A 22,706-nucleotide genomic window follows, 5' to 3' on the forward strand; every position below is an offset into this window, starting at 1 on the left:
GCGGCGTCCCGTTTTCTACTCGTCGACGATGACAAGCTCCGGCTGGCCGTCGATCTCCAGCCGCAACCGTCCCCGTTCGGTGCTGGAAAGCCGGATCGGTCCGCCTTTTTCGGAAAGCCTGCGCCGCAGCAGGATCAGCCGTGTCTCCAGATTGTCCTTGAAGTCGGGCAGCATCAGGCTGCCCTCGCGGCGGATCTCGCGATTGAGGAAATCCTGCTTGCCGCTCTTCAGATATTCCTCGACCAGATGCTTCAACAGCCGCCCTGGCACGCCGCGGATCAGATAGTCGTCGTCGAGGAACAGCGAACCGTCGCGCGGATAAAAGCGCAGCGCGAAGCGGGCCGCCGGTGAGACGGGCGCCGCGGGGCGGGAAGGCGCTGCCGCGCGCGGCTCCGGCCGTTCGCGCTCCTGTTCGGCCAGATGCAGCGCCTGGGCAAGCTGGACGGCAATGATCGCCAGTGCCTGCTCGTCGCGATGGCGAAAGGCGAAACGCTCCTCGGATTCGGCAAACAGCACGCCCAGAAGCCGTCCCTGCGCGAGAAGCGGCAGAGCAATCTGGCTGAACGGCAGATCGAGCGCCGGCAGCGGAATGCTCGCCGTCTGCTCCAGCCCCGCCATCGAGCGTACGGCGTCGACATACCGTCGCCCGCGACTGAGATCGGTGATCCGCACCGTTTGCCGCGTTGCCGCGGCCGTCCCGATGATACCGTCGCCGAACGCCACTTCGGCGCCGAAGCCGAAACGCTCATAGCCGAGGCTTGCAATGGTGATCATCCGCTGTCCGCTCTCGTCCTGCACCAGCACCATGGCATGGCGAATGCCGAAGAGCCGGGCAAGCCCGTCCAGCGTGGTGTCGAGCAGGCTTTCCGGATCGCCCGCCTGGGTCAGCAGACGCGACAGCTGCGCCGTGGGCTCGATCAGATCGACAGGTTCGGTGCGGGGCGCGGTCTCCAGCGGGTAGGGGGTCGGCACCGCCACGCAGTCGAGCACCCGGTAGATATCGGCGGCCCTCAGCCGCATGATCCCGGCCATGCCCTGTTCGAGAATGGAAAGATGCGCGGCGAGGCGGTCAAACAGCGCTCCCTCCGTCTCCGACCGATCGAAGATGAGGTCGAGAATATGCTGTGCGCCGGTCAGCCCATCCACCACCATCACCGTCGCCAGCCCGTTGGCAGCGACATTGCCGGCAGTCTTCGACAGGAACTGGTTGGACAGCGCCACATGGGTTTCGTCGACCATGTGCACATGGCTGAGATAGGAGATGTTCGGCAGGCCATCGGCATCGGTCGTGGCGATGACCGAGGGAATGACGCCCTCGAAACTGTCGCGAATTCGACTGAGCGGGATCACAGGACATCCTCCGCTGCCGCGGGAAACCGTCGTCCGGCCCCGGGGCCCGGTGTCTGCTCGAATATGTCGGTCGGCCGCAGCGCGATATGCCAGAGGTCGTGGTCGCTGAGCGTGCTCGACAGTTGCAGCCGGGTCACCCCCAACCGGTGCATCATCGACAGCTGCGCCTGCACATAGTGCCGCCCCCAGGCCGCGGCTGTCCCGTCCGCCGGCCCGCTGTCGGTAATCACGCCCTTGATCTGGAACGAGCGGTAATTGTCCGGCTGCACGAAGGTGGTCGCGATCGGCCGGCCGGGCAGGGCCTCGGCCACCGCCAGCGGCCACTGGCTTTGCGACACCAGAACATGCACCAGCCCCGTGGCGCGGTCGTGCCGGGCGCCTGAACCACGCCCGATCATCGGCCGATGACCCGCGTCGCGGGTCGCCACAAGCATCATCACTTGCCCCTCGATAAAGGCCGCGACCTCGGCTGCCAGCAATCCCCGTCCTCCTGAAATACAGCTGAAGATATGAGCTTAGGATAGTCTTAGCAATCGGCGCATGTCCTTAGGATGGATTTAGGAAGCCCCTCTTTTCGCGCTGGTCTATGCCGCGCTCATTCGCGCCGGACGGGGGTTCGGCGGACAAACGAGAGGGACAAGACCATGACACATGCGCATGCACCAATCACCGCCGTTCCGGATCTGAACGGCCGCTACGATCTCTACGGCGCCGTCCACAAGGGCCTGCGCAAGGCCGGCTGCGAACTTCTGGTTCGCCTCGGCGCCACCGATTTCGACCAGCCGGAAGACACGGAAGAGACGCTCGCCCTGCTCCGCACCTATCTGATGCTGGCAGCCGCCCATGTCGGCCATGAGGACGAGCACATCCACGCGGCACTCGCCGCTCGCGGCGTGGCCACCGATACCGTCGACCACCAGCACGACGACCACCGCGAGGCCTTCGACCAGCTCGAAGCACTCGCCCGCGCCGTCGAAACGGCCTGGCCGCTGCATCGCCGCGCCACGGGCCGGAAGCTTTACCTCGCTTTCGCGGCCTACCTGGCCGAAGACCTTGCGCATATGCACGAGGAGGAAACAGTGACGGCGCGCGCACTGTGGAACCGCTTCACAGACGACGAACTCCTGGCGATCGAACTCAACATCGTCGCCTCGCTGTCGCCGGAAAAGAACATGGCCTTCATGCGCATCATGATCCCGGCGATGAACCCGCTGGAACGGGCGCAGATGCTCGGCGCCATGCAGAAGGGCGCGCCCCCGGAAATTTTCGATGCCGTCATCGAGTTTGCCGTCCGGCCCTCTCTCAACCCCAAAGCCTTCGGCGACCTCGCCGGCCGGCTGAAACTCGCCGCGTAAGGAGACGAACGATGCAAAGGCTCGCACTTGCTTTTTTTCTTCTCGCCCCGGTTCCGCCTGTGCTGGCCGCCCCGGCCGCAACTGCACCGACCGGGGTCTATGTGACGGATCCTGCCCATACCAGCCTCACCTGGAAGATCAGCCATTTTGGCCTTTCCAGCTACACCGCCCGCTTCACCGGGATCGAGGCGCAGCTCGACTGGAACGCCGAGAAGCCGGAGACTTCTCACCTGACGGTGAGCGTCGATCCCCACTCGGTGAAGACTGACTTCCCGTTTCCGGACGTCGAGGATTTCGACGGCAAGATCGGAGGTGGCGCGGATTTCCTCGCCGCGAAACCGATCGCCTTCGAGGCCCGCGCCATCAAGGTCACGGGAGAGGGACAGGCGACCGTGACCGGCGACCTCACCTTCCGGGGTGAGACCCATCCGGCAAGTCTCGTGGTGCACTTCAACGGCTCGGTCGCCGAACACCCGATGGACAAGAAACCCCGCCTCGGCTTTTCCGCCACCGGCGTGGTCCACCGCACCGACTGGGGCCTCGGCTTTGCGGTTCCCGCCCTCGGTGAGGACGTCGATCTCGTCATCGAGGCGGAATTCGTTCCGCCGAAGTCGTGATTGTTCGAGGTGAGGGAAACGGGATTTGCAAAGATCCCCTCCCAAACCCTCCCCACAAGGGGGAGGGCTTAACCCGGCCGAGCCGTCTTGTGCGGGAAACGGGCGGTTTCCGCCTGGTCTTCTCCCCCCTTGTGGGGGAGATGGCCAGCAGGCCAGAGGGGGTCTAGTTCCTAATCCGATTGTATGCTCCTGGTGGTGCATATGCCACGCAGTGAAAGAGGGATCACACCCGATGCCTCTCCCTCGTGTCGAAAGGGACAGGGCGCGAGCCTCACCCCCTGACCGCCACGACGAACAACCGCGGAAACGCCAGCAGCCGCCGTCCGTCCGCCATCGGCGGATAGGCGGCGTCGATGCGTTTGAGATATTCGGCACGAAACGCATCTCGCTGTTCCGGCGCGACCGCCGCGAGATAGGGCCGAAGCCCCGTGCCTTCGACCCAGTCGACGATCGCCTGCGCATCCGCCATCGGATGGTAATAGACCGTGTGCCAGACCTCGACCGACGCCGACACCCCCTGCAGCCTCTGCAGATAATCGGCCGGGGAGGGCAGCCTTGCGCGGCGGATGCGGCCGCCGGCAAACGCCGCAGACCACGGCCCGTCCGCCCCCGTCTCCTCCATCGCCACGTGGCTCGGTTCCCCCAGATTGTCCGGCATCTGCACGGCGAGCACGCCGCCAGGGCTCAGGCATTCCATCAGCCGGGCCAAGGTCTCGAGATGATCGGGCAGCCACTGGAACACGGCATTGGCGTAAAGCAGGTCGACCGGCCCGTCCGGCCGCCAGCCGGCAATGTCCGCTTTGGTGAACGGGATGCCGGGCAGCCGCGCCCGGGCCTTCGCCAGCATGTCGTCGTCGCTGTCGAGCCCGCTCACCGCCTCCGCGCCAAAACGCTCCACCAGCAGTTCCGTCGAATTGCCCGGCCCGCAGCCGAGATCGATGACGCGACCGGCCCGATCGAGTGGCACCCGGGCGAGCAGGTCCCGCGCCGGTCGTGTGCGCTCGTCCTCGAAAACGAGATACTGCTTTGCCGACCATGCGAGTTGGGTCATGCCGTCAGGCCCTCCAATGTTGTGTAGACTGCGTCCGGTGCAAGATCCGGATATTCCTCCGGCGCGCCGCTGCGGTTGATCCAGTGGCAGGTGAAGCCGAAGGCCTTCGCGCCGGCAATGTCCCAGCGGTTGGACGACTGAAAGGCGATCTCTGCGGGGGCGAGCCCCAGCGCCTCGGCCGCCATGGCATAGGCGGCCGGTGCCGTCTTGTAGACGTGCAGTGCATCGACGCAAAACACCGCGTCGATCAGCGGGCCGATGCCCGCAGCCGAGATCGCTTCGGCCAGCATGGCGGGCGTCCCGTTCGAGAGGATCGCGACCCGCGCGCCCTTCTGCTTCAGCGCGGCGAGCACCGCCGGCACCTCCGGAAAGCAGTCGAGGCGGCGGTAGGCCTCAAGCAGAGCGCCCTTCAGCCCCCGATCGACAGACGGGAACCGCGCGAAACAGAAGTCCAGCGCCGCCTCGGTCAACACGTCGAAATCGCGGTAGCGCCCGGCAAGGCTCCTGACCCAGGTATATTCGAGCTGTTTCACCCGCCACAGATCGGAAAAGGCCTGGTGCTGCGGCCCGATCACGCCGGCATGCCGGTAAACCGCTGAATGCACGTCGAACAACGTGCCATAGGCATCGAAGACGTAAGCTTCGAAACGCGTCGTCTCGTCCGTCATGGCGATCTCCTCCGCTGTGGAAGGGTAGGGCGCTGCAGCCTGCCGATCAAGCCGGGCGTGTCCTGCCGCTTGCCTCGGCAAAGCGCCGCCGCGCCTGCTCGATCTCGTCCCGATGTTTCTCCGCCCAGACCCACACCCCGCAAAAGGCTTCCGACAGGCTGCTGCCGAGTGGTGTCAATGCGTAGTCGACATGCGGCGGGATGACCGGATGCACCGTGCGCGTCACCAGCCCGTCCTCCTCCATGCGCCGCACGGTCTGGGTCAGCATCTTCTGGCTGATGCCGCACACGATCCGCCCGAGCTGGGTGAACCGCAGCGTGCCGTGCTCCTCCAGCGCTTCGAGCACCAGCATGGTCCAGCGGTCTGCCACCTTGCCGATGATGTCCTGTACCAGCGCTTCCACGGCCGGATCGACCGTGTCCGGTGCGCCATCGGCCGCGTCTTCAACCCGCATGGTCGACCCGGATCCCTTGCTCATCAGACACTCTCCTTTCGGTGTGTATAAATCTTTTCGGTGCCTACTTCGTTTGAGAGAGTATGAGGCCTAGTTAGGAGAAGCACAACAGCAAAGAGGATCATTCCCATGCAGATGACAGGCAACACCATCCTCATCACCGGCGGCGGCTCCGGCATCGGCGCGGCCCTTGCCCATCGTTTCCACGATCTCGGCAATACCGTCATCATCGCCGGCCGGCGGCTCGAAAGCCTTCAGGCGACCATTGGCGACCGGCCGAACATGCACGCGCTCGCCCTCGACATCGAAGACCCCACGGCCATCACCGCCTTTGCCGAAACGCTGGTCGACCGCTTCCCCGATGTGAACGTCGTGATCAACAATGCCGGCATCATGCGCTTCGAGCCGCTCGACCGTGCCCGTGATCTGACCGACGCCGAAGCGACCATCACCACCAACCTGCTTGGGCCCATCCGCCTCATCGACGCGCTCGTCGAGCACCTGTCGGCCAAGCCCAACGCCGCGATCGTCAACGTCTCCTCCGGCCTCGCCTTCGTGCCGCTGGTCGCCACCCCCACCTATTCGGCCACCAAGGCCGCGATCCACAGCTACACCCAGAGCCTGCGCGACGCGCTTTCCAGCAAGATCGAGGTCATCGAACTCGCCCCGCCCGCCGTGCAGACGGAACTCACCCCCGGCCAGTCCAGCCGCGAGGGCTATCTGCCGCTCAAGGATTTCATCGACGAGGTGATGGCGCTCTTCGCCAAGGACCCGACGCCGGCCGAAATCCTCGTCGAACGCGTCGGTTTCCTGCGCAACGCCGAAGCCGAAAACCGCTTCGACCAGACCTTTGCGGCAATCAACGAATTCGCCCGCAAGGCGCGCGAAGGGAAGTAGAGGAGGGGGCGGTCCCCCGCAGCCACCTCCTCTCCCCCTTGTGGGAGAGGTTACAAAATCGAAGCGTTAGGCGCGCGCAAGCCGCCTAACCTTCAGATTTTGTTGGTGAGGGGATCCGTGATGGGATCAACATCATCACCCCCCGACATTCCGCAAAGCCGCCAGTATCCGCAAACAAACCTCGTCCAATCCCTCCAGCACCTCGTCGTTCCAGAAGCGCAGGACCTCGAAGCCGTCTTCTGCAAAGATCGCGTCCCGCCGAACGTCGCCGCTATTCTCGCTATGTTGCCCGCCGTCGACTTCAATGATCAGCCGTCGCTCGAAACACACGAAGTCGAGGATGTAACCCTTGAGCGGCACCTGCCGGCGAAACTTCGCCCCGCCGAGTTTGCGATCCTTCAACACCTGCCAAAGCACAGCCTCGGGCTCCGTCGGATCGACCCTCATCTTGCGGGCACGCACTCTCGCAATTGGCGGCGGCTGGTGGCGCATAGGGTCCCTCCGCGATAAATTCCCTGCCCGCTGAGCCGATCCCCTCACCAACAAAATCTGAAGTTTAGGCCGCTTGCGCTGGCCTAAGCCTTCGATTTTGTAACCTCTCCCACAGGGGGGAGAGGGGGAGCCGGCCGGCCTCGGCGCACTGGCGCCAAACTCAGCCTCTCAACCCATTGGGGATTGGACAAGTCGGGAGCCTCGTCCAGATCCTCCGGCAAAACAGGCCTTTGGTTTTTTGCGGTCATCACCTGATCTGTTTCTAAAGGAAATACAGGTAGAGTTGCGTTGAATGAATATACTATCATAACGCGTTCTTTCCGAGAAGATACGCGGATGTCGTGGCAGAGAATTGCCAGAATGCCTCGCCCCCTTGTGGAAGAGGTTACAAATCGAGGGCTTAGCCCGATCAGGGCTAAACCTCAGATTTTGTGGGTGAGGGGATCCGTGGCACTGGCACTATCCCCCCAGCACCCTGTCGATCTCGCTTAGTGCCCGATCCACATGCCCCTCGAACACCAGCGTCTCCTCTTCCGTGATGATCAGGATTTCCGGCGCCCCGCGCACCCTGACATGCTGCGATTGCGCCAGCCCCTCGTCCAGCCCGCGGGTCAGCAGGTCCATGAAGCGCGTGCCGGGACCGGTAATCGCGATCGGCATGGTCTCCTCGGCCAGACTGAGCATCCGCGACAGTCCCTGGCCGAGCGCAAGCCCCGCCTGGCGGAAGGCATATTCGGAGGCACGGTGCCCCTGGCGGGCGCGGCCGGCGATCTTTTCCATCTCCGACAGCGGCACGAAGGTCGCCGGGATCGTGTCCGGCGGCACTTCGAACGCGGTGCGCAGGATCCCGTAGAAGCCGGCCGAGGCTTCGATGCAGCCATAGGCGCCGCAGCGACAGCGCTTGCCGTCGTCGGCATGCAGCATATGGCCGAAATTGGGAGCCCGCACTTCGATCTGCCCCTGGGGATCACGCAGCGCCACGCCCAGCCCGATGGAATGACCGAGCGACAGGGTGGCGAGCGACTGAACCGGTTGCATTCGCGACTTCTCCAGCCTGAGCAGAAGCGCATGGGTGACCAGCAGGCTCTCGTTGAACAGATGAACACGGGTCGTGCCGAAGCCGGAGAGCGCCTCTTCGAAATCGAGCGCCTGATAGCCGAAGATCGGCGACCACAGGAGCTTCGCCCCCTCGCGATCGGCCAGACCCTTGCTGCTGATGGAAATGGTAGCGATATCGCTGATCGAAAGTCGCGAACGCCCGACCAGCCGGTCCAGTGCGGACCGGAAGGCCGCAAGAAAGGCGCCGGGCGACTGTGGGCCCTGATCGCGGGCCTCTTCGAATCTGTCGATCATGGTGCCGCGATAGTCGGCGAGCGAATACTGCACCGCATGCGAGGAAATGCGCACGGCGATCACATAGGCTGCGCTCCGGCGCCTTGCAAAGAGCACGCGCGGGCGCCCGCGCTGCCCGGGATTGAGCACCTCGCGCCGCTCGAGCAGGCCGTTCTTCTCCAGCTGGGCGGTGATCGCCGAAACGGTCGCCGAGGACAGTCCCGTCGCGGCAGACAGATCGGTGTGTGCCAGCGGTCCTTCCCGTTTGAGCACGCTTAACACGAGTCCGCTGTTCTGGTGACGAACGGCCTCCGTGCTCGCCCTCGGACTGGCAGTCATGATGGGCTTGTCGCCCGCTTTTGAGTGGTCCACCGCATGCTCCTCCCAAAGCATTTGGTCACTGTCTTTGCAAGCCTCCTCCGCCCGTGTTGACAGCGTGAGAATCTTCTGACAGTTATTTTCTCGACTGTCGAGAAAAACCATTGGACGGGGGTCCGTGGGGTAAGGGCAGTTTCGCAGCGGGCCGTTTCGGTGGGGAGGTCTTCCGTCGGTCCGCTATCACCTTGGGAGGTTTAAAATGAAATCCGTATTGAAGCTGATGGCAGCGACTGCCGTCATCGTGAGCCTGCATTCTGTCGCCAATGCCGAAGGTCTGACCGTCGGCGTCTCCTGGTCGAACTTCCAGGAAGAGCGTTGGAAGACCGACGAAGCCGCGATCAAGGCAGCCCTCGAAGCCGCCGGCAACAAGTACATCTCGGCCGACGCCCAGACGTCTGCCGCCAAGCAGCTCACCGACATCGAAAGCCTGATTGCCCAGGGCGCAAACGCTCTGATCGTTCTGGCCCAAGATTCGGAAGCCATCGGCCCGGCCATCGAAAAGGCCACCGCTGAAGGCATCCCGGTCGTCGGCTACGACCGTCTGATCGAAAACCCCGACGCCTACTACATCACCTTCGACAACAAGGAAGTAGGCCGCATGCAGGCGCGTGAAGTCTTCAAGGCAAAGCCGGAAGGCAATTACGTCTTCATCAAGGGCGCATCGACCGACCCGAACTCCGACTTCCTCTATTCCGGTCAGATCGAAGTCCTGAAGGAAGCCATCGACTCGGGCAAGATCAAGAACGTCGGCGAAGCCTACACCGACGGCTGGAAGCCGGAAGCTGCCCAGAAGAACATGGAGCAGTTCCTGACCGCCAACAACAACAAGGTTGACGCAGTCGTTTCGTCGAACGACGGCATGGCCGGTGGTGTTGTTGCCGCTCTCGAAGCCCAGGGTCTCGCCGGTTCCGTCCCGGTCTCCGGTCAGGACGGCGACAAGGCCGCTCTGAACCGCGTCGCACTCGGCACCCAGACCGTGTCTGTCTGGAAGGACAGCCGCGAACTTGGCAAGAAGGCCGGCGAAATCGCCTCTGAACTCGCCGCTGGCAAGTCCATGGACGAAATCGAAGGCACCGTGAAGTTCTCCGGCGGCCCGAAGGGCGTCGAAATGAACTCCTACTTCATCGCTCCGCTGCCGATCACCAAGGAAAACCTGAACACCGTCATCGACGCTGGCTGGATCTCCAAGGAAGAAGCATGCCAGGGCGTTGCTGCCGGCTCGGTTGCCGCCTGCAACTGATCGAGTGACTGACCTCGTAGCTTGAGCCGGAACGCCGCAGCCCTTGCGCTGCGGCGTTTCGACTGGTCGGGAGCATCGCGGCTGGAAACCCGGTCGGCTTTAAGGGGCCGCACCCGGCGAAGTCCGGACCGCAGACAATGAAAGATGCCTCGATCCGCATGGCGGGTCCAATGCCCGCGGTCGCGTGTGTCCCACGCGCCCTTCGCAAGCCGACAACCGACTGGGGAGAATAAATCGTATGGCGGATCACAGCCTTGCCACGCCCGCGCCCGGCGCCCGGGCATCCAATGTTTCAGCGCTCAAGCGCTTCTTTCAAGCCACCGAGATCGATACGCGCCTGCTCGGCATGGTGATCGCACTCGCGATCATCTGGATCGGCTTCGACTTCCTGTCGGGCGGCCTGTTCCTGACACCGCGCAACCTGTGGAACCTCTCGGTCCAGGCCGCCTCCGTCTCGGTCATGGCGACGGGCATGGTGCTGGTCATCGTCACCCGCAACATCGACCTCTCGGTCGGCTCGATTCTCGGCTTCGTCGGCATGATCATGGGCGTCCTGCAGGCCCGCATCCTGCCGCCGATCATCGGTTTCGAACATCCGCTCATGTGGATCATCGCGCTGGGCGCCGGCATTGCCGTCGGTACCGCCATCGGCGCCTTCCACGGCGCGATCATTGCCTTCCTCGGCGTGCCCGCCTTCATCGTCACCCTCGGCGGCCTGCTCGTCTGGCGCGGTGCCGCCTGGATGGTCACCTCGGGCGCGACCGTTGCCCCGATGGACACCACCTACCGCCTGATGGGCGGTGGTGCGGACGGGTCCATCGGCTCGACCGCCAGCTGGATCGTCGGCCTCGTCGCCTGCCTTCTGGTCGTCGCGTCGATCCTCAACACCCGCAAACAGCGCCGCCGCTTCGGCTTCCCGCTGCGTCCGGTCTGGGCGGAGTATTTCCTCGTGGCCGCCGGCTGCGTGGCGATCCTCAGCGCCGTCTGGGTGGCCAACAGCTATTACATGCCGGTCAACCTCGCGAAGAAATACGCCGCCGCCAATGGCATCGACTGGCCGGAAGGCGGTCTGCAGATCGGTCTCGGCATCGCCATCCCGGTTCTGATCGCCATCGGCATCGCCATGGTCATGGCCTTCATCACCAATCGCACACGCTTCGGCCGTTACGTCTTCGCCATCGGCGGAAACCCTGAGGCCGCCGAACTCGCCGGCATCAAGGTGAAGTGGGTGACCGTCCGCATGTTCGCGCTGATGGGGGCGCTCTGCGCCGTCGCCGCCGCGATCTCGACGGCCCGCCTGAACGCCGCGACCAATGCGCAGGGCACGCTCGACGAGCTCTACACCATCGCGGCTGCCGTCATCGGCGGCACCTCGCTCGCCGGCGGTGTCGGCACCATCGCCGGTGCCATGCTCGGCGCCGTCGTCATGCAATCCTTGAATTCGGGCATGGTTCTGCTCGGTCTCGACACGCCGCTGCAGAGCATCGTCATCGGTATCGTGCTCGTGATCGCGGTCTGGCTCGACACCGTCTACCGCGCCCGTGCGAAGTAAGGGGAGTTGAAACTCATGTCGGAAAACCGCACCCCACTCGTGGAAATGCGCAACATTTCCATCTCCTTCGGCGGCATTCATGCCGTGGACGATGCATCCGTCGACCTCTTCCCCGGTGAAGTCGTCGCACTGCTCGGCCACAACGGTGCCGGCAAGTCCACCCTGATCAAGATCCTGTCGGGCGCCTACAAGCGCGACAACGGCGACATCCTGGTCCGTGGCGACTTCGCCGAGATCAACAACCCGCGCGACGCCAAGAAATACGGCATCGAGACGATCTACCAGACGCTCGCCGTCGCCGATAACGTCGATGCCGCCGCCAACCTCTATCTCGGCCGCGAGCTGCGCACCCCCTGGGGCACGCTCGACGACGTCGCGATGGAAGCGAAGGCCCGCGAAGTCATGGGTCGCCTGAACCCCAACTTCCAGCGCTTCAAGGAGCCGGTCAAAGCCCTCTCCGGTGGTCAGCGCCAGTCGGTGGCGATCGCGCGCGCAATCCTCTTCGACGCCCAGATCCTGATCATGGACGAACCGACGGCCGCCTTGGGCCCGCAGGAAACCGCCCAGGTTGGCGAATTGATCCAGCAGCTGAAGAAGGACGGCATTGGCATCTTCCTGATCAGCCACGACATCCACGACGTCTTCGACCTCGCCGACCGCGTCTTCGTCATGAAGAACGGTCGCGTCGTGGGCCACGCCCGCACCGAGGATGTCACCAAGGACGAAGTGCTTGGCATGATCATCCTCGGCAAGTGCCCTCCGGGGGCCGTGCCGGGACCGGGCGCCATGCAGACGGCGTGAGCCGGAGGGCATCAACGTGAGACAGGCGAGGGGGCGTTACGCTCCCTCGTTTTTGTTTGACGAGCGCGCGCGTATATTGGGGCCAGCGCTACTGGCTATGTAGCAGTTCAGGATGCCGAGCCTGACGCGGTAACCAAAGGATTTCAAGTCTGGCGTGGAGGCAAGCTCGCCTGATTGATGGCGCAGATATGCGGTATGCAGCCTATGGTTTAGTCGCGCGGTCATGGTGTCAATATCGTAAAATAGTTTTTATGTTCAAATAATTAGGATACATTGTCGAGCATGAAGAAAGGTGTGAGTTCGTCGTCGTTTATTCGTTGGCTGAAATCTGCGATGATGCTGGCATTGACTGTTTACTTGGTTCTGGGGCTGTTCTTTGGCAGTTTTTTCCAGGGTTTGAATGTTGCCTTGGCATTCATATCCTCTTTTTCAAAGATATATCTTGTAGCCATCCCTGGCGCTGCATTTGTCCTCGCCCGGAAGTGCATGTCACTGGAGCAGCTGAAGTCGATACCCGAATGGGCGGGTCCGTCCGTTGTGTTTGCGCTGTGGGTTGTTTTTTCGATCGTGCCGCTAGGCGTTTATGCGGAATGGCGGCGGAGCGAAGCGGTCAGGCAGTTCAAGCCGGATGAGCTCCGCAAGGTCTCTTTTTACTCCTCGGTTCGTTTCGCGGCCACCGAGCTGAATTTTGTGTATCACGCTGTCGCCCTGAAGGATTGCGTGGCATACAATTGGAGTTACAGATCTATGTCGTTTTACGTTCTCCCGCCCGGCAGCGTCGTAAATGTCGTGCCATATGAATGGCGGGAGCGCTGCGATTTCCAAAAGACTAACCAGGCGGCACGAGCCAAGAGGTGAATCGTGCAGTGATCAGTAAGGCGACGGTTTCCCAGGGAGCCGCGCCGTCGCAATCCCTTGCCGAGGTGCGGAAGACACAAGGACGGCAGAGGCGGCATCGTTTCGGTCAGCCAGTATAAAGCCGCTCTACCTCGCTCCCGGCAACCGTTTCGACCGGTGCTCGATCCACCAGTCGTTCTGCCAGTCCTCATATCCGAGCAACGCCCCTTGCCGGCGCTCAAGGTCGTCGTCCCAGTCGCGGGTTCGGTTCAAGATATCTTCGACATAGGCATCGATCCGCCACGCCTGATCGGGAAGTGCAAAGAGCACATCCCGCATGCCTTCAAGACCTGGATGGTGTTGCTTGAGCGCAGGCACCGGTGTGTCGATGATACGGCGCAGGATTTTGCCGGAGGCCACAAAGGGTTCGAATGGCGCGAGAAGGTCGTCGAACCAATCGGATGGATAGACATCCCTGAACGCAGCCAATGGCTTTCGTCCGTCCAACATCAGCGGAAGTTCAAAACGCGTATGGATGAGATAGGGAGTGCCGCTGAGGGCGGGGTGCGGTCGAGCGATGCCCGTCAGAATGGCATCCGGAACGATCGGCGGCATGCACAAGGCGCCGATTTTCTGCATTTGAGATTGTGACAATCCGGCATAGAGGTTGTCGAGATCGGGATCCGAGTCGCTTTCCGGCGCCAGAACCGCCTTCAATTGCTCCAAATCCTCGATGCGGACGCGCCATTCTGCGCTGACGGTCTTGGTGACGTCATCAAAGCCTTGCAAAACGAAATTGGAAGAGCGGCTCAAGCGATGACCTGTCGTCGTGGTGTCTGACGTCACAATACAGCACACCAGAGACACAGTCGACGCGAAGTCGACCCACGGAACAATCCGTCGCCCGCGCTGTTCGGCTCCTATCTGCCGGCGCGCGCCTCGGATGACATCTCCGCGCAGCCGAACTTCGGAGGCCGCCATGTCCTACACCCGCTTCGCCGCGATGATCGCCACCTCCACCGTTGTCATGTTCGCGCTGATGTATCTCAACACCTATGCGCTCGACCATGTCACCTACAGCCAGACACGGACCTGGATGGCGCGATGATGGGGGGGTGATGGCGATGATCATGATGGACTTCATGGCCTCGATGTATCGGAACCCGCGTCTCAACGCGGCCATCATCGCCGGCAGCGTCGTCGTCTTCGCCTTCTCCCTCTGGCTGGTGCGCAGCCAGGAGACTGTGTCCGACGTCCGCTACATGAAGGCGATGATCCAGCACCATTCGATCGCCATCATGACCAGCGAGCGGGCTCATGTCCGTGATCCGCGCGTACGCAAGCTGGCCGATGAGATCATCGCAGCGCAAGTGCGCGAGATCGGCGAGATGAAGTCGCTGATTGCAGACCTCGAATCCAATCCGCCGGCCGAGGACGCCGAGGACCTGCCGCCGAAGATGTCCTCCGAAACCGCCGCCACGCCCTGATCACCCTCTCGCGCATGGCCCGGAACGGAAGCGGTCGGGGCATCGTTTGCCCCGGCCTCTCGTTGTTCCCCTGCGGCCGAGAACTCAGGCCGCCCGGCGCATCTCACCGGCGCTGCTTCGCCCGCCGATCTCGAACTTCGCAATCAACTGGAACAGCGCGTCAGCCTCCCTGGCCAGCGAGTGGCTGGCGGCGGTCGATTCCTCTACCATGGCGGCATTCTGCTGCGTGCCCTGGTCCATGATCGCAACGGCCGTATTGATTTCCTTGAGCCCCATCGCCTGGTCGCCGGAGGCTTCGACAATGGCGTTCACGTTGACGCTGACCGCCTGAATCTGCGCGACGATGTCCTCCAATGCCTTGCCCGTCGCCACCACAAGGTCTACGCCGTTCTTCACTTGGTTGCCGGACTTGCCGATCAGGGCGCGGATTTCCTTGGCCGCACTTCCCGAGCGCTGCGCAAGCTCGCGCACCTCTTGTGCCACCACGGCAAAGCCCTTGCCCGCTTCCCCGGCACGCGCCGCCTCGACACCGGCATTGAGCGCCAGAAGATTGGTCTGGAAGGCGATCTCGTCGATCACGCTGATGATCGTGGTGATTTCCTGAGATGATCCTTCGATCTCCTGCATGGCCGTGATGGCCCGCTCGACGATCGAGCCGGACCGTTCTGCCGCTCCGCGTGTCTCGTCCACCTGCCGCCCGGCCTCGCGGGCGCGATGGCTGGTTTCGCCGATCGTGGTGGTGATCTGCTCGAGGGCCGCTGCCGTTTCCTCGACAGACGCCGCCTGCCGCTCGGTACGCTTCGACAGATCGTCGGCGGCGGAATGGATCTCGCTGGAGCCGGCAGCGATCGCCTGGGCATTCTGGCCGACCCGGCGCATCGCGTCTTCGAGCTTGCCGACGGCATCGTTGAAATTCACGCGGATCGCGTCCAGTCGCTCGGCAAAGGCGTCCGTGATCCGATGCGTCAGCCGGCCTTCGGAAAGCTGTCCCAGGGCATGGCCGATGCTGTCGACGGCAAATCGCACCTCGGCGGCATCCTGTGCCGCCAGCCGTTCCCGCTCCTGTCGCTGCTGTTCCGCAAGGTTGCGGTTCGTTTCCGCCTCGGCCTCCAGGCGCACCCGCTCGCGAGCATTGTCGCGGAACACGGCAACGGTGGATGCCATCACACCGATTTCGTCACGGCGGCCTTCGCCATAGATCGTGACATCGAGATCGCCATGCGCCAATCGGTCCATCGCCGTGGTGATCGAATTGACCGGACGGATGACGCCCAAAATCACGGTCCAGATCGAGAAGCCAGCAATACCGGCCGCCACCACGGACAGACCCACCATCAGCGCCGTCAGCATAGTTTTGAGGAGATTTCCGATCTCGAGGTTTTCCTTCGCCACCCGGATCTGCAGATCGATCAGCCGGGAAATCTCGGTGCCCAGCGGATCGATTGTCGGATAAAGCTTCGTGTCGGCAAAGCTCGCCAGTCCCGCCATATCCTTGGACTTCAACAGTGCCTGCAATTCCTTGACGCCGGCATCGGCACCCTGACGAACCATCAGGAACTCGTCGGCAATGCCCTTTTCCTCCGGCGTCAGATAGGTGACGATATACTCGCCCCACTTCTCTTCGATTTTGCCCATCGCCGCATCGACGCTCTTTTGCCCCTGTTCGAAGCTGAACGCGCCCGAGCGCACCTTGTGCACGGCATCGACGATGTCGACCGCATAGGCGTCGGCGATGACCTTCAGCTGTTCCATCGGAATGACGCGATCGGCGACGATCGTGTTGGCGAGTTTGGATTGCTCGTTCATCGCATAGAATGAAAAGCCCGAGATCACCACGATGACGATTGTCAAAAGTGAGATGCAGGCCAGCAGTTTCAAGCGAATGGTCATAAGAGCCTCGGAAGGGTAGGCGGGTTGACGTCACGGCGGCGCAAGCATCCGAATGAGGGGGTATCCTCGGCCAAAGCCGCTATCCTGTCCCCTTATGAGTGCCGATGCGTCGATCCACGCAAAACCAGCGTCTGAAGTCGCATGCACGCCCCTGCAAGATTGAGGGATTGTCCGTTTACGCTTCGCTAAACTGTGCGCTCAAATGCAGTGCGTACATGAGTATTTGCGCAGATTCAGAACAATAAGCCGTTAATGCGGCAACCGACGCGCGCACGGAGCCCGCGACCTGCGGCAACTAGGCGTTTTTGCAGAGTGTGGACGGCATAGCGACGAGGCAAGATGGAACGATGTAATTCCGTCGTCACACGCCCCTGATCAGCGCCCCGATGGTCCCGCCGACAAGCAGCACGATCCCGATCAGGAAGGTCAGGGCCGCGCCGGGTCCGCGCTTGCGCGCATCCGCATAGTACTCTGCGGCATAAAGCGCCCGCGCCGCCGTCCAGCCGAGACCAAGCAGCCCGGCCAAAATGTCGGAGACGTAGAAGCCGAAGATCCAGAGCGAGGGCAGGAACAGCACCAGTTGCTCGACGGTGTTCTGCTGCACCCGAAAGATCCGCTCGAAGTCGGCATGGCCCGTCGTCTTCGGCGCCTCCACGCCGAATTTCTTTCGCGCCTGGCCGACCTTCAGCAGGAACCAGCAATAGGCAAGCAGGGCGGCAAAGGTGGCGAGAATGGTGAAACGCATGAAAATATCCGGCGATGAGAGCATGGTTAACGAAGGATTGGTAGGCGGCGTGTCATCAGAACGCAAGCAAGCAAGGTTACCGTCGGTCAGTCTTCGTGATGGCGGCCCTGCTTGTCCGCTGGTGGCTTTTCCGCCATCATCCCGTGCCATGGTTCGCGGCGAAGCAATCACCGCCGACAGAGAAAGACGAACAGACCACATGAACACCGAGCATTTCAAGTTTGGCCGCGCCTACGACCTCTACGAACTGGTCGCCGACGGGATCATTCATGGCATCGGTGTCGTCTTCGCGCTCGTCGGTGCGACCGCGCTGATCTTTTACGCAACGGTCTATTCCGACTATGCGAACATCGCCGCCAGCTGGATCTATGGCCTCGGCCTGATCATCGCGCTCGGCATCTCCTTTACCTACAACATGTGGCCGCATTCCCGGGTCAAATGGTGGCTGCGCCGCTTCGATCATTCCGCGATCTTCATCCTGATCGCCTCCACCTACACGCCCTTCCTCGTGCAGGGGGCCGACCGTCCGTTGATCCTCGCTCTCCTTTTGGGCATCTGGATCACCGCCTTCACCGGCATCTGGCTGAAATTCCGTTTCCCCGGCCGCTACGACAGGCTCGCCATCCTGCTTTATCTCGCCATGGGCTGGAGCGGCGCGCTCGCCATGGGCCCGCTCTCGGAGATCATCCCGGGCGTGACCCTGACGCTGATCATCATCGGCGGCTGCATCTATTCCGCCGGCGTCGTCTTCCATGTCTGGGAACGCCTGCGCTTCCAGAATGCCATCTGGCATGCCTTCGTCGTGACCGCCGCGATCGTGCATTATTCGGCAGTCTTCACCGCGATCAGCCTCGGCTGAGGGGTGCGCGCTTCGGTCGAAGGATCGTCATCCTCGGCCTCGTGCCGAGGATCTGCCGAGGCTGGACAAGGGCAGGACGTCTCCACCATCGTTTGCACGCCGGACAACCGCAGCAGATGCTCGGGACAAGCCCGAGCATAACAAATGGGAGAAGCCGGTCACGGCTCCTCCGCCTGTCATGTATTCCCCTCTTGGACTGGCAAAGGCACAGTCTGCTTCAGCAGAGGACATTTGGCCAGCCTCTGGTGGTCAACCTTGGCGCTTCTTTTTCTCGGCATTCAGAAGAACCTTGGAGAAAGAGCGCATCGACAAGGACATGCCGACCAGGCTCAGGAGATATCCAAAGATGATCGCTGGAACCAGAATGGCGGGATCCGCCTTCCACAGGATCGCCAGGTTTTTGTCAGGTACGTCCAGAAGCATAAGAAGGCCGATTTGCAGCCAATCAGTGGCAGCCTGGATCAGCGCCAGCACGGCGCCGATGGGCCATGCTTCTGCCCATTCTGCGGGACGCCCCGTCTGGCGATAAAAATAGTGTCCCGCCCAATATCCTGCGGCCAGGATCAGCACGACGGACGTACCAGTCCGGGAAACAACGTCTACATAGCCATAGAAGGCAAGAATGCCGACCACGACGTGGATCGCGACCACGATGCCGAGGTTGACGAAAAAGAAGCGAATTGCCATCGGCACGATGAAATTGGGCATTGAGTGAGACTCCCCCTGCAAAATCTTTGGCCATCAATACACAGCGGCACTATAGGCCTCCCTTTTCTCTCGGCACAACCGGCCCTATAGCTTTACCCAGACGAAACAGCCGCTTGCCCGGCTCTCACGCCACGAGCCCCCATGACCGACCTCATCCTCCGCGACGCCACCGAAGCCGATCTGCCCGCCATCCGCTACATTTACAATCACGCCGTCGAACACACGACCGCGATCTGGAACGAGACGCTCGTCGATCTCGACAACCGCAAGGCCTGGTTCGATCTGCGCCAGGCGAGAGGCTTTCCGATCCTGGTCGCCGATGTCGGGGGCAGGATCGCGGGTTATGCCTCCTACGGCGACTGGCGCCCCTTCGACGGTTTTCGCCAGTCGGTCGAGCATTCGGTCTATGTCGAGAAGGACTTTTATGGCCGCGGCCTCGGAAAGGCCCTGATGAGCGCCCTGATCGAGCGGGCAAGGGCAGGCGACATCCACGTCATGGTCGCCGCGATCGAAGCGGGCAACGCGGGCTCCATCGCCCTCCACAAAAGCCTCGGCTTCCGCCTCGTCGGCACGCATCACGAGGTCGGCAAGAAGTTCGGCCGCTGGCTGGACCTGACGATGATGGAATTGAAGCTCGGGGCGTGACACTCCACCTCCCCCTTGAGGGGGCAGGGCAATTGCATATGGAAGAGAAGACCCCTCCCCACCCTCCCCACAAGGGGGAGGGCTTAACCCGGCCGCGCCGTCGCGTTGTTGGAAACGGGCGTTTTGCGCCACGTCCTCTCCCCCCTTGTGGGGGAGATGGCCGGCAGGCCAGAGGGGGTTTTGTTCCATATGCAATTGCCCTACCCTCAGGGGGAGGGTGGATGACCACCAAAAACCGAAACCCTCTTTACAACTGTCCGCGCCTCGGGATTTATCCTGTTCTTTGGCAGGAGAACCCCATGACCATTGAAACCTGGCTCGCTTTCGCCGCCGCCTCTGCGGTGCTTCTGATCATCCCCGGACCGACCATTCTTCTGGTTGTATCCTATGCGCTCGGCCAGGGTTGGCGCAGCGCGCTGCCGGTCTCGATCGGCGTGGCCTTGGGCGATTTCACCGCCATGACGCTGTCCATGCTCGGTGTCGGCGCCATCCTCGCGGCATCCGCCACCGTCTTTACGGTGCTGAAGCTCCTCGGGGCGGGTTACTTGATCTATCTCGGCATAAAACTCTTCCGCTCGGGCGGCACGATGGATGTCGCGCCGCGCACGGATGCGGTGTCCACCACCAAGATGATCGGCCATGCCTGGGTGGTGACCGCGCTCAACCCGAAGAGCATCACCTTCTTCGTCGCCTTTCTTCCTCAGTTTCTCGACAAGCACGGTGACTTCGCCACCCAGATGCTGATCTTCGAAACGACCTTCCTCGTCCTGGCTTTCGCCAATGCCGCAGGTTATGCGCTGGTCGCTTCGCGCGCCCGCGGCATGGTCCGCAGCCCGCGGGCCATCGGCCTGTTCAACAAGGTCGGCGGAACCATGCTCATCGGTGCGGGCATCGCCACCGCGTCCATGCGGTCGGCCAGCTAAGGGCACTCCGTCCGCTTCCGGCGGTTCGCCGCTGTCCATACCCTGTTCGCCTCAGTCCAAGCGTGAAATGCATCTGGCGGCTAAAGAAGAGCGAAGAACTCCGCTTTTCTCTCAAGGGCAGCCGCCGAAAACCCCATGTCACGCTCCGAATTCTCGCCATCGAATCCGACCGCAGCGCCCTTCACGGATGCCGAACCGCGCGGTGCCATGACCAGGCTCTATGCCATGCTGGCCGGCCTTTATCTCGCCCAGGGCATTCCGACCTATCTGCTGCTCGTGGCGCTTCCGCCGCTGATGCGTGAAGCCGGTGCCTCGCGCACGGCGATTGGCCTGTTTTCGCTGTTGATGCTGCCGCTGGTGCTCAAATTCGCCGTCGCGCCCTATATCGACCGCCACAAGCTTCTGCCCCGCTTCGGCCATCGCCGGGGCTGGATCGTGCCGACCCAGGCGCTGGTGTCGCTCGCCATCGCCGCCATGGCCCTGTTCGATCCATCCCAGGCACTGCCGCTCTTCGGCCTCGGCCTCTTCATCACGCTTTTGTCGTCGGTGCAGGATATCGCCACAGACGGTTATGCCGTGCGTCATCTGAAGGGCGGTGCGCGCGCCGTCGGCAATGCCGTGCAGGCAGGGGCTGTCGCGCTCGGCGTCATCATCGGCGGCACGCTGGTTCTGGTGCTTGTGCAACAGATCGGTTGGGTCCCGACCATCCTGCTCGTGGCTGCCCTGTCACTTCTGCCGCTCGTCGCCACGCTTTACATGACGGAAGATCAGGAGAATGCCGAAGTCGGTCCCACGCGGGTTAAGCCCAGCCTCGCGGCCTTCTTCCGCCGTCCCCAGGCCTGGCTGATCCTCGGCTTTGCGCTCAGCTACCGCGCAAGCGAAGGCCTCGTGCGCGGCATGGAAGGCGCCTATCTCGTGGATATCCAGGTGCCGACCGCCTGGATCGGCTATCTCTCCGGCACGGCGGCGGCGACGGCGGGGCTCGCCGGTGCGCTGCTCGCCGCCGTCCTCATCCGCAAACTCGGCCTGAGCGCCACGCTGCTTTTGCTCGGCGGGTTGCGCAGCCTGTGTTTCCTCGCCTTCTCGCTCAATGCCTTCGGTTTGACCCCCGGCATCGCCGTGGCGCTCGCCGCATCCGGTTTCCAGACGCTGATCCGCTACATGGAACTGGTGGCGATCTATTCCTTCTTCATGAAATCCGCCTCCGACGACCAGCCGGGCACGGATTTCACGCTTCTCGCCTGCGCCGAACTGGTGGTCTACATCATCGGAACGTCCATCGCCGGCATCATCGCCGATCGCGTCGGTTATGCCTGGCTCTTCTCGCTGGCGACGGTCATTTCCGTCTTCGGCATCGCCCTGTCCCTGATCATGCTGCGTCGGCTCAAGTCACCGGCCGAACCTGCCGTTTCAGGTCCGAAGGCCGGATCTGGTATCGTGTCCGGAACGACCGGTTGAAATAGGAGAGGTCGTTGAAGCCGCATTGATAGGCCACCTCGGCGATCGACATGCGCTCGCCGGAAGCCAGCATCATCGCCTTTGCCCGCTCCAGCCGACGTTCCAGCACATGGCGGGAAAAGGTCGTGCCATCGCGCGAAAACAGCTTCTGGATGGCGCGCGGCGTGATGCCTTCGGCGTCGGCAACATCGTTGATGGAAAAGGTCCCATCGGCCAGGCGGTCCTCGATCAGCGCGCGAATACGCGCTATGCGGTCGTCGGGTGCTGCTTTTGCCGCCGTCCCGCCGAGTGCCTGCGAGAGCTGGGGCAGGAAGTCGTAGAAGTGACTGACCATCAACGCAACGTCTTCGGCGGTCTGCTGCTCGCGTTGCAGCAGATAGCCCGCATAGCTGGTCAGCATGTGCAGAGGCAGGCAGGCAGCCGGCACGGTCTTCAGCATCAGCCCGTCGAGCGAGGCCCGGTGGCGGTCCACCACCTGTTCCGGCAGATGCGCACAATCCAGGCGCCCGCCCTCCGCAAGGGTAATCCGCAATCCGCTCTGCGCCGGCAGAAAGACGACGTCGCCGCTCACCGCCTCGATCCGCGACCGTCCATGCTCCACCGTCATCGGCTGGCCGACCGACCGCAGCAGGACCACGCCGCGATCGCCGCTCCCCTCGCAGGCGAGGCGGACAAGCGTCTTCGGGAAATAGACGGTCGCGAGCGACAAAGACGGGTCGTGCCAGTAAAGCCCGCTGGACCCGCTGAAGTCGCCGCCCTCGAGACCGACGCTCAGCCCCCCCATCATGTCGATCAGGATACTGCCACAGAGCGCGCGGGCCTCGGCATCGGAGAGGGCGGCGGAGCCGAATTTCAGAGGGCGGATCAAGCTCATTCGGACGGTCAACTTTCCTTGGGGAACTTCGCGCTGGTCCAAGCCACGTTCGCCTCCATCCAAGCGGGCCGCACCGTTATGTTTTAAACATGA

General features: G+C 62.7%; 25 protein-coding genes. 13 read left to right on the forward strand and 12 right to left on the reverse strand.

All coding sequences use genetic code 11. The features are described from left to right. Positions 1-15 precede the first annotated feature (15 nt). Both ACT53S_RS05830 and ACT53S_RS05835 read right to left on the reverse strand, forming a co-directional pair. Entirely contained in the window at positions 16-1,350 is a 1,335-nt protein-coding gene (locus tag ACT53S_RS05830; RefSeq protein ID WP_476066252.1) for a GAF domain-containing protein, read from the reverse strand. Then, positions 1,347-1,829 carry a hypothetical protein gene (locus ACT53S_RS05835; RefSeq protein ID WP_113379562.1) on the reverse strand — a complete coding sequence of 161 codons (483 nt, stop codon included), beginning with the start codon at positions 1,827-1,829 and terminating at the stop codon, positions 1,347-1,349. The genes ACT53S_RS05830 and ACT53S_RS05835 overlap by 4 nt, the downstream gene beginning before the upstream one ends. Positions 1,830-1,994: 165 nt before the next feature. Between ACT53S_RS05835 and ACT53S_RS05840 the strand changes: the two genes are divergently transcribed. Then, positions 1,995-2,705 (forward strand): hemerythrin domain-containing protein, encoded by a 711-nt coding sequence (locus ACT53S_RS05840; protein ID WP_476066253.1) that lies wholly within the window; start codon positions 1,995-1,997, stop codon positions 2,703-2,705. An 11-nt stretch (positions 2,706-2,716) separates the two neighbouring features. Further along, positions 2,717-3,322 (forward strand): YceI family protein, encoded by a 606-nt coding sequence (locus ACT53S_RS05845; protein ID WP_476066254.1) that lies wholly within the window; start codon positions 2,717-2,719, stop codon positions 3,320-3,322. Between the two features lie 271 nt (positions 3,323-3,593). Here the strand turns inward: ACT53S_RS05845 and tam are convergent, their stop codons facing one another. Genes tam through ACT53S_RS05860 form a run of 3 tightly spaced genes read right to left on the reverse strand, consistent with a single transcriptional unit; the run spans position 3,594 to position 5,519 of the window. After that, entirely contained in the window at positions 3,594-4,373 is a 780-nt protein-coding gene (gene tam, locus ACT53S_RS05850) for a trans-aconitate 2-methyltransferase (RefSeq protein ID WP_476066255.1), read from the reverse strand. After that, a complete protein-coding gene (locus ACT53S_RS05855; RefSeq protein ID WP_476066256.1) occupies positions 4,370-5,041 on the reverse strand; it encodes a haloacid dehalogenase type II in 672 nt (223 codons plus the stop codon). Before ACT53S_RS05855 ends, tam begins: the two co-directional genes overlap by 4 nt. Positions 5,042-5,087: 46 nt before the next feature. Further along, complete coding sequence (locus ACT53S_RS05860) at positions 5,088-5,519, reverse strand: winged helix-turn-helix transcriptional regulator (RefSeq protein WP_476066257.1); 432 nt, start codon at positions 5,517-5,519, stop codon at positions 5,088-5,090. Positions 5,520-5,624: 105 nt separating this feature from the next. Here ACT53S_RS05860 and ACT53S_RS05865 point away from each other — a divergent pair, with 105 nt between their 5' ends. Next, positions 5,625-6,392, forward strand: a complete 768-nt coding sequence (locus ACT53S_RS05865) for an SDR family oxidoreductase (protein WP_476066258.1) — start codon at positions 5,625-5,627, stop codon at positions 6,390-6,392. 135 nt (positions 6,393-6,527) lie between these two features. Here ACT53S_RS05865 and ACT53S_RS05870 read toward each other — a convergent pair whose 3' ends face one another. Both ACT53S_RS05870 and ACT53S_RS05875 read right to left on the reverse strand, forming a co-directional pair. Further along, entirely contained in the window at positions 6,528-6,884 is a 357-nt protein-coding gene (locus tag ACT53S_RS05870) for an endonuclease domain-containing protein (RefSeq protein WP_476066259.1), read from the reverse strand. Positions 6,885-7,343: 459 nt separating this feature from the next. Then, a complete protein-coding gene (locus tag ACT53S_RS05875; protein ID WP_476066650.1) occupies positions 7,344-8,555 on the reverse strand; it encodes an ROK family protein in 1,212 nt (403 codons plus the stop codon). 238 nt (positions 8,556-8,793) lie between these two features. Between ACT53S_RS05875 and xylF the strand changes: the two genes are divergently transcribed. The 4 genes from xylF to ACT53S_RS05895 all read left to right on the forward strand — a co-directional run bounded on the left by xylF (position 8,794) and on the right by ACT53S_RS05895 (position 13,045). Beyond that, entirely contained in the window at positions 8,794-9,834 is a 1,041-nt protein-coding gene (gene xylF, locus ACT53S_RS05880) for a D-xylose ABC transporter substrate-binding protein (protein ID WP_113379158.1), read from the forward strand. Positions 9,835-10,072: 238 nt separating this feature from the next. Further along, positions 10,073-11,386 (forward strand): sugar ABC transporter permease, encoded by a 1,314-nt coding sequence (locus ACT53S_RS05885; protein ID WP_142070086.1) that lies wholly within the window; start codon positions 10,073-10,075, stop codon positions 11,384-11,386. Between the two features lie 15 nt (positions 11,387-11,401). Then, the gene (locus ACT53S_RS05890) at positions 11,402-12,187 is read left to right on the forward strand and encodes an ATP-binding cassette domain-containing protein (protein WP_113379160.1); all 786 of its coding nucleotides are present in this window, start codon (positions 11,402-11,404) and stop codon (positions 12,185-12,187) included. 282 nt (positions 12,188-12,469) lie between these two features. Further along, complete coding sequence (locus tag ACT53S_RS05895; RefSeq protein ID WP_476066260.1) at positions 12,470-13,045, forward strand: hypothetical protein; 576 nt, start codon at positions 12,470-12,472, stop codon at positions 13,043-13,045. Between the two features lie 126 nt (positions 13,046-13,171). Here ACT53S_RS05895 and ACT53S_RS05900 read toward each other — a convergent pair whose 3' ends face one another. Next, positions 13,172-14,005, reverse strand: coding sequence for a hypothetical protein (locus ACT53S_RS05900; protein WP_476066261.1), 834 nt, complete (start codon positions 14,003-14,005; stop codon positions 13,172-13,174). Here ACT53S_RS05900 and ACT53S_RS05905 point away from each other — a divergent pair. Together ACT53S_RS05905 and ACT53S_RS05910 are read left to right on the forward strand one after the other, a co-directional pair. Beyond that, complete coding sequence (locus tag ACT53S_RS05905) at positions 14,004-14,132, forward strand: hypothetical protein (RefSeq protein ID WP_476066262.1); 129 nt, start codon at positions 14,004-14,006, stop codon at positions 14,130-14,132. The two genes, ACT53S_RS05900 and ACT53S_RS05905, sit on opposite strands and share 2 nt — an antisense overlap. A gap of 10 nt (positions 14,133-14,142) precedes the next feature. Continuing rightward, positions 14,143-14,511, forward strand: coding sequence for a DUF305 domain-containing protein (locus tag ACT53S_RS05910; RefSeq protein ID WP_476066263.1), 369 nt, complete (start codon positions 14,143-14,145; stop codon positions 14,509-14,511). 84 nt (positions 14,512-14,595) lie between these two features. On the opposite strand, the gene ACT53S_RS05915 is transcribed toward ACT53S_RS05910, so the two are convergent. Beyond that, a complete protein-coding gene (locus tag ACT53S_RS05915) occupies positions 14,596-16,401 on the reverse strand; it encodes a HAMP domain-containing methyl-accepting chemotaxis protein (protein WP_476066264.1) in 1,806 nt (601 codons plus the stop codon). Positions 16,402-16,762: 361 nt separating this feature from the next. Next, entirely contained in the window at positions 16,763-17,146 is a 384-nt protein-coding gene (locus ACT53S_RS05920; protein WP_142070080.1) for an MAPEG family protein, read from the reverse strand. A 199-nt stretch (positions 17,147-17,345) separates the two neighbouring features. Here ACT53S_RS05920 and trhA point away from each other — a divergent pair, with 199 nt between their 5' ends. Then, positions 17,346-18,005, forward strand: coding sequence for a PAQR family membrane homeostasis protein TrhA (trhA, locus tag ACT53S_RS05925; RefSeq protein WP_113379163.1), 660 nt, complete (start codon positions 17,346-17,348; stop codon positions 18,003-18,005). 249 nt (positions 18,006-18,254) lie between these two features. Here the strand turns inward: trhA and ACT53S_RS05930 are convergent, their stop codons facing one another. Continuing rightward, positions 18,255-18,713 carry an ABZJ_00895 family protein gene (locus ACT53S_RS05930; protein ID WP_142070078.1) on the reverse strand — a complete coding sequence of 153 codons (459 nt, stop codon included), beginning with the start codon at positions 18,711-18,713 and terminating at the stop codon, positions 18,255-18,257. A gap of 141 nt (positions 18,714-18,854) precedes the next feature. On the opposite strand from ACT53S_RS05930, the gene ACT53S_RS05935 reads away from it, so the two are divergent. The 3 genes from ACT53S_RS05935 to ACT53S_RS05945 all read left to right on the forward strand — a co-directional run bounded on the left by ACT53S_RS05935 (position 18,855) and on the right by ACT53S_RS05945 (position 21,739). Continuing rightward, the gene (locus ACT53S_RS05935; RefSeq protein ID WP_476066265.1) at positions 18,855-19,358 is read left to right on the forward strand and encodes an N-acetyltransferase family protein; all 504 of its coding nucleotides are present in this window, start codon (positions 18,855-18,857) and stop codon (positions 19,356-19,358) included. Between the two features lie 299 nt (positions 19,359-19,657). Continuing rightward, entirely contained in the window at positions 19,658-20,281 is a 624-nt protein-coding gene (locus ACT53S_RS05940) for a LysE family translocator (protein ID WP_476066266.1), read from the forward strand. Positions 20,282-20,488: 207 nt separating this feature from the next. Further along, positions 20,489-21,739: a RhtX/FptX family siderophore transporter gene (locus ACT53S_RS05945; protein WP_476066651.1), complete on the forward strand. Its 1,251-nt coding sequence runs from the start codon at positions 20,489-20,491 to the stop codon at positions 21,737-21,739. Here ACT53S_RS05945 and ACT53S_RS05950 read toward each other — a convergent pair. Then, positions 21,666-22,613, reverse strand: coding sequence for a helix-turn-helix transcriptional regulator (locus ACT53S_RS05950; RefSeq protein WP_476066267.1), 948 nt, complete (start codon positions 22,611-22,613; stop codon positions 21,666-21,668). The two genes, ACT53S_RS05945 and ACT53S_RS05950, sit on opposite strands and share 74 nt — an antisense overlap. Positions 22,614-22,706 lie beyond the last annotated feature (93 nt).

Source organism: Allorhizobium sp. DMC15 (genome assembly GCF_056314065.1).

Bases quoted from the DNA above. Each gene is read 5' to 3' on its own strand.
- ACT53S_RS05840 (WP_476066253.1), top strand. From the start codon at position 1,995: ATGACACATGCGCATGCACCAATCACCGCCGTTCCGGATCTGAACGGC.
- ACT53S_RS05845 (WP_476066254.1), top strand. From the start codon at position 2,717: ATGCAAAGGCTCGCACTTGCTTTTTTTCTTCTCGCCCCGGTTCCGCCT.
- tam (WP_476066255.1), bottom strand. From the start codon at position 4,373: ATGACCCAACTCGCATGGTCGGCAAAGCAGTATCTCGTTTTCGAGGAC.
- ACT53S_RS05855 (WP_476066256.1), bottom strand. From the start codon at position 5,041: ATGACGGACGAGACGACGCGTTTCGAAGCTTACGTCTTCGATGCCTAT.
- ACT53S_RS05860 (WP_476066257.1), bottom strand. From the start codon at position 5,519: ATGAGCAAGGGATCCGGGTCGACCATGCGGGTTGAAGACGCGGCCGAT.
- ACT53S_RS05865 (WP_476066258.1), top strand. From the start codon at position 5,625: ATGCAGATGACAGGCAACACCATCCTCATCACCGGCGGCGGCTCCGGC.
- ACT53S_RS05870 (WP_476066259.1), bottom strand. From the start codon at position 6,884: ATGCGCCACCAGCCGCCGCCAATTGCGAGAGTGCGTGCCCGCAAGATG.
- ACT53S_RS05875 (WP_476066650.1), bottom strand. From the start codon at position 8,555: ATGACTGCCAGTCCGAGGGCGAGCACGGAGGCCGTTCGTCACCAGAAC.
- xylF (WP_113379158.1), top strand. From the start codon at position 8,794: ATGAAATCCGTATTGAAGCTGATGGCAGCGACTGCCGTCATCGTGAGC.
- ACT53S_RS05885 (WP_142070086.1), top strand. From the start codon at position 10,073: ATGGCGGATCACAGCCTTGCCACGCCCGCGCCCGGCGCCCGGGCATCC.
- ACT53S_RS05890 (WP_113379160.1), top strand. From the start codon at position 11,402: ATGTCGGAAAACCGCACCCCACTCGTGGAAATGCGCAACATTTCCATC.
- ACT53S_RS05895 (WP_476066260.1), top strand. From the start codon at position 12,470: ATGAAGAAAGGTGTGAGTTCGTCGTCGTTTATTCGTTGGCTGAAATCT.
- ACT53S_RS05905 (WP_476066262.1), top strand. From the start codon at position 14,004: ATGTCCTACACCCGCTTCGCCGCGATGATCGCCACCTCCACCGTTGTC.
- ACT53S_RS05900 (WP_476066261.1), bottom strand. From the start codon at position 14,005: ATGGCGGCCTCCGAAGTTCGGCTGCGCGGAGATGTCATCCGAGGCGCG.
- ACT53S_RS05910 (WP_476066263.1), top strand. From the start codon at position 14,143: ATGGCGATGATCATGATGGACTTCATGGCCTCGATGTATCGGAACCCG.
- ACT53S_RS05915 (WP_476066264.1), bottom strand. From the start codon at position 16,401: ATGACCATTCGCTTGAAACTGCTGGCCTGCATCTCACTTTTGACAATC.
- ACT53S_RS05920 (WP_142070080.1), bottom strand. From the start codon at position 17,146: ATGCGTTTCACCATTCTCGCCACCTTTGCCGCCCTGCTTGCCTATTGC.
- trhA (WP_113379163.1), top strand. From the start codon at position 17,346: ATGAACACCGAGCATTTCAAGTTTGGCCGCGCCTACGACCTCTACGAA.
- ACT53S_RS05930 (WP_142070078.1), bottom strand. From the start codon at position 18,713: ATGCCCAATTTCATCGTGCCGATGGCAATTCGCTTCTTTTTCGTCAAC.
- ACT53S_RS05935 (WP_476066265.1), top strand. From the start codon at position 18,855: ATGACCGACCTCATCCTCCGCGACGCCACCGAAGCCGATCTGCCCGCC.
- ACT53S_RS05940 (WP_476066266.1), top strand. From the start codon at position 19,658: ATGACCATTGAAACCTGGCTCGCTTTCGCCGCCGCCTCTGCGGTGCTT.
- ACT53S_RS05945 (WP_476066651.1), top strand. From the start codon at position 20,489: ATGACCAGGCTCTATGCCATGCTGGCCGGCCTTTATCTCGCCCAGGGC.
- ACT53S_RS05950 (WP_476066267.1), bottom strand. From the start codon at position 22,613: ATGAGCTTGATCCGCCCTCTGAAATTCGGCTCCGCCGCCCTCTCCGAT.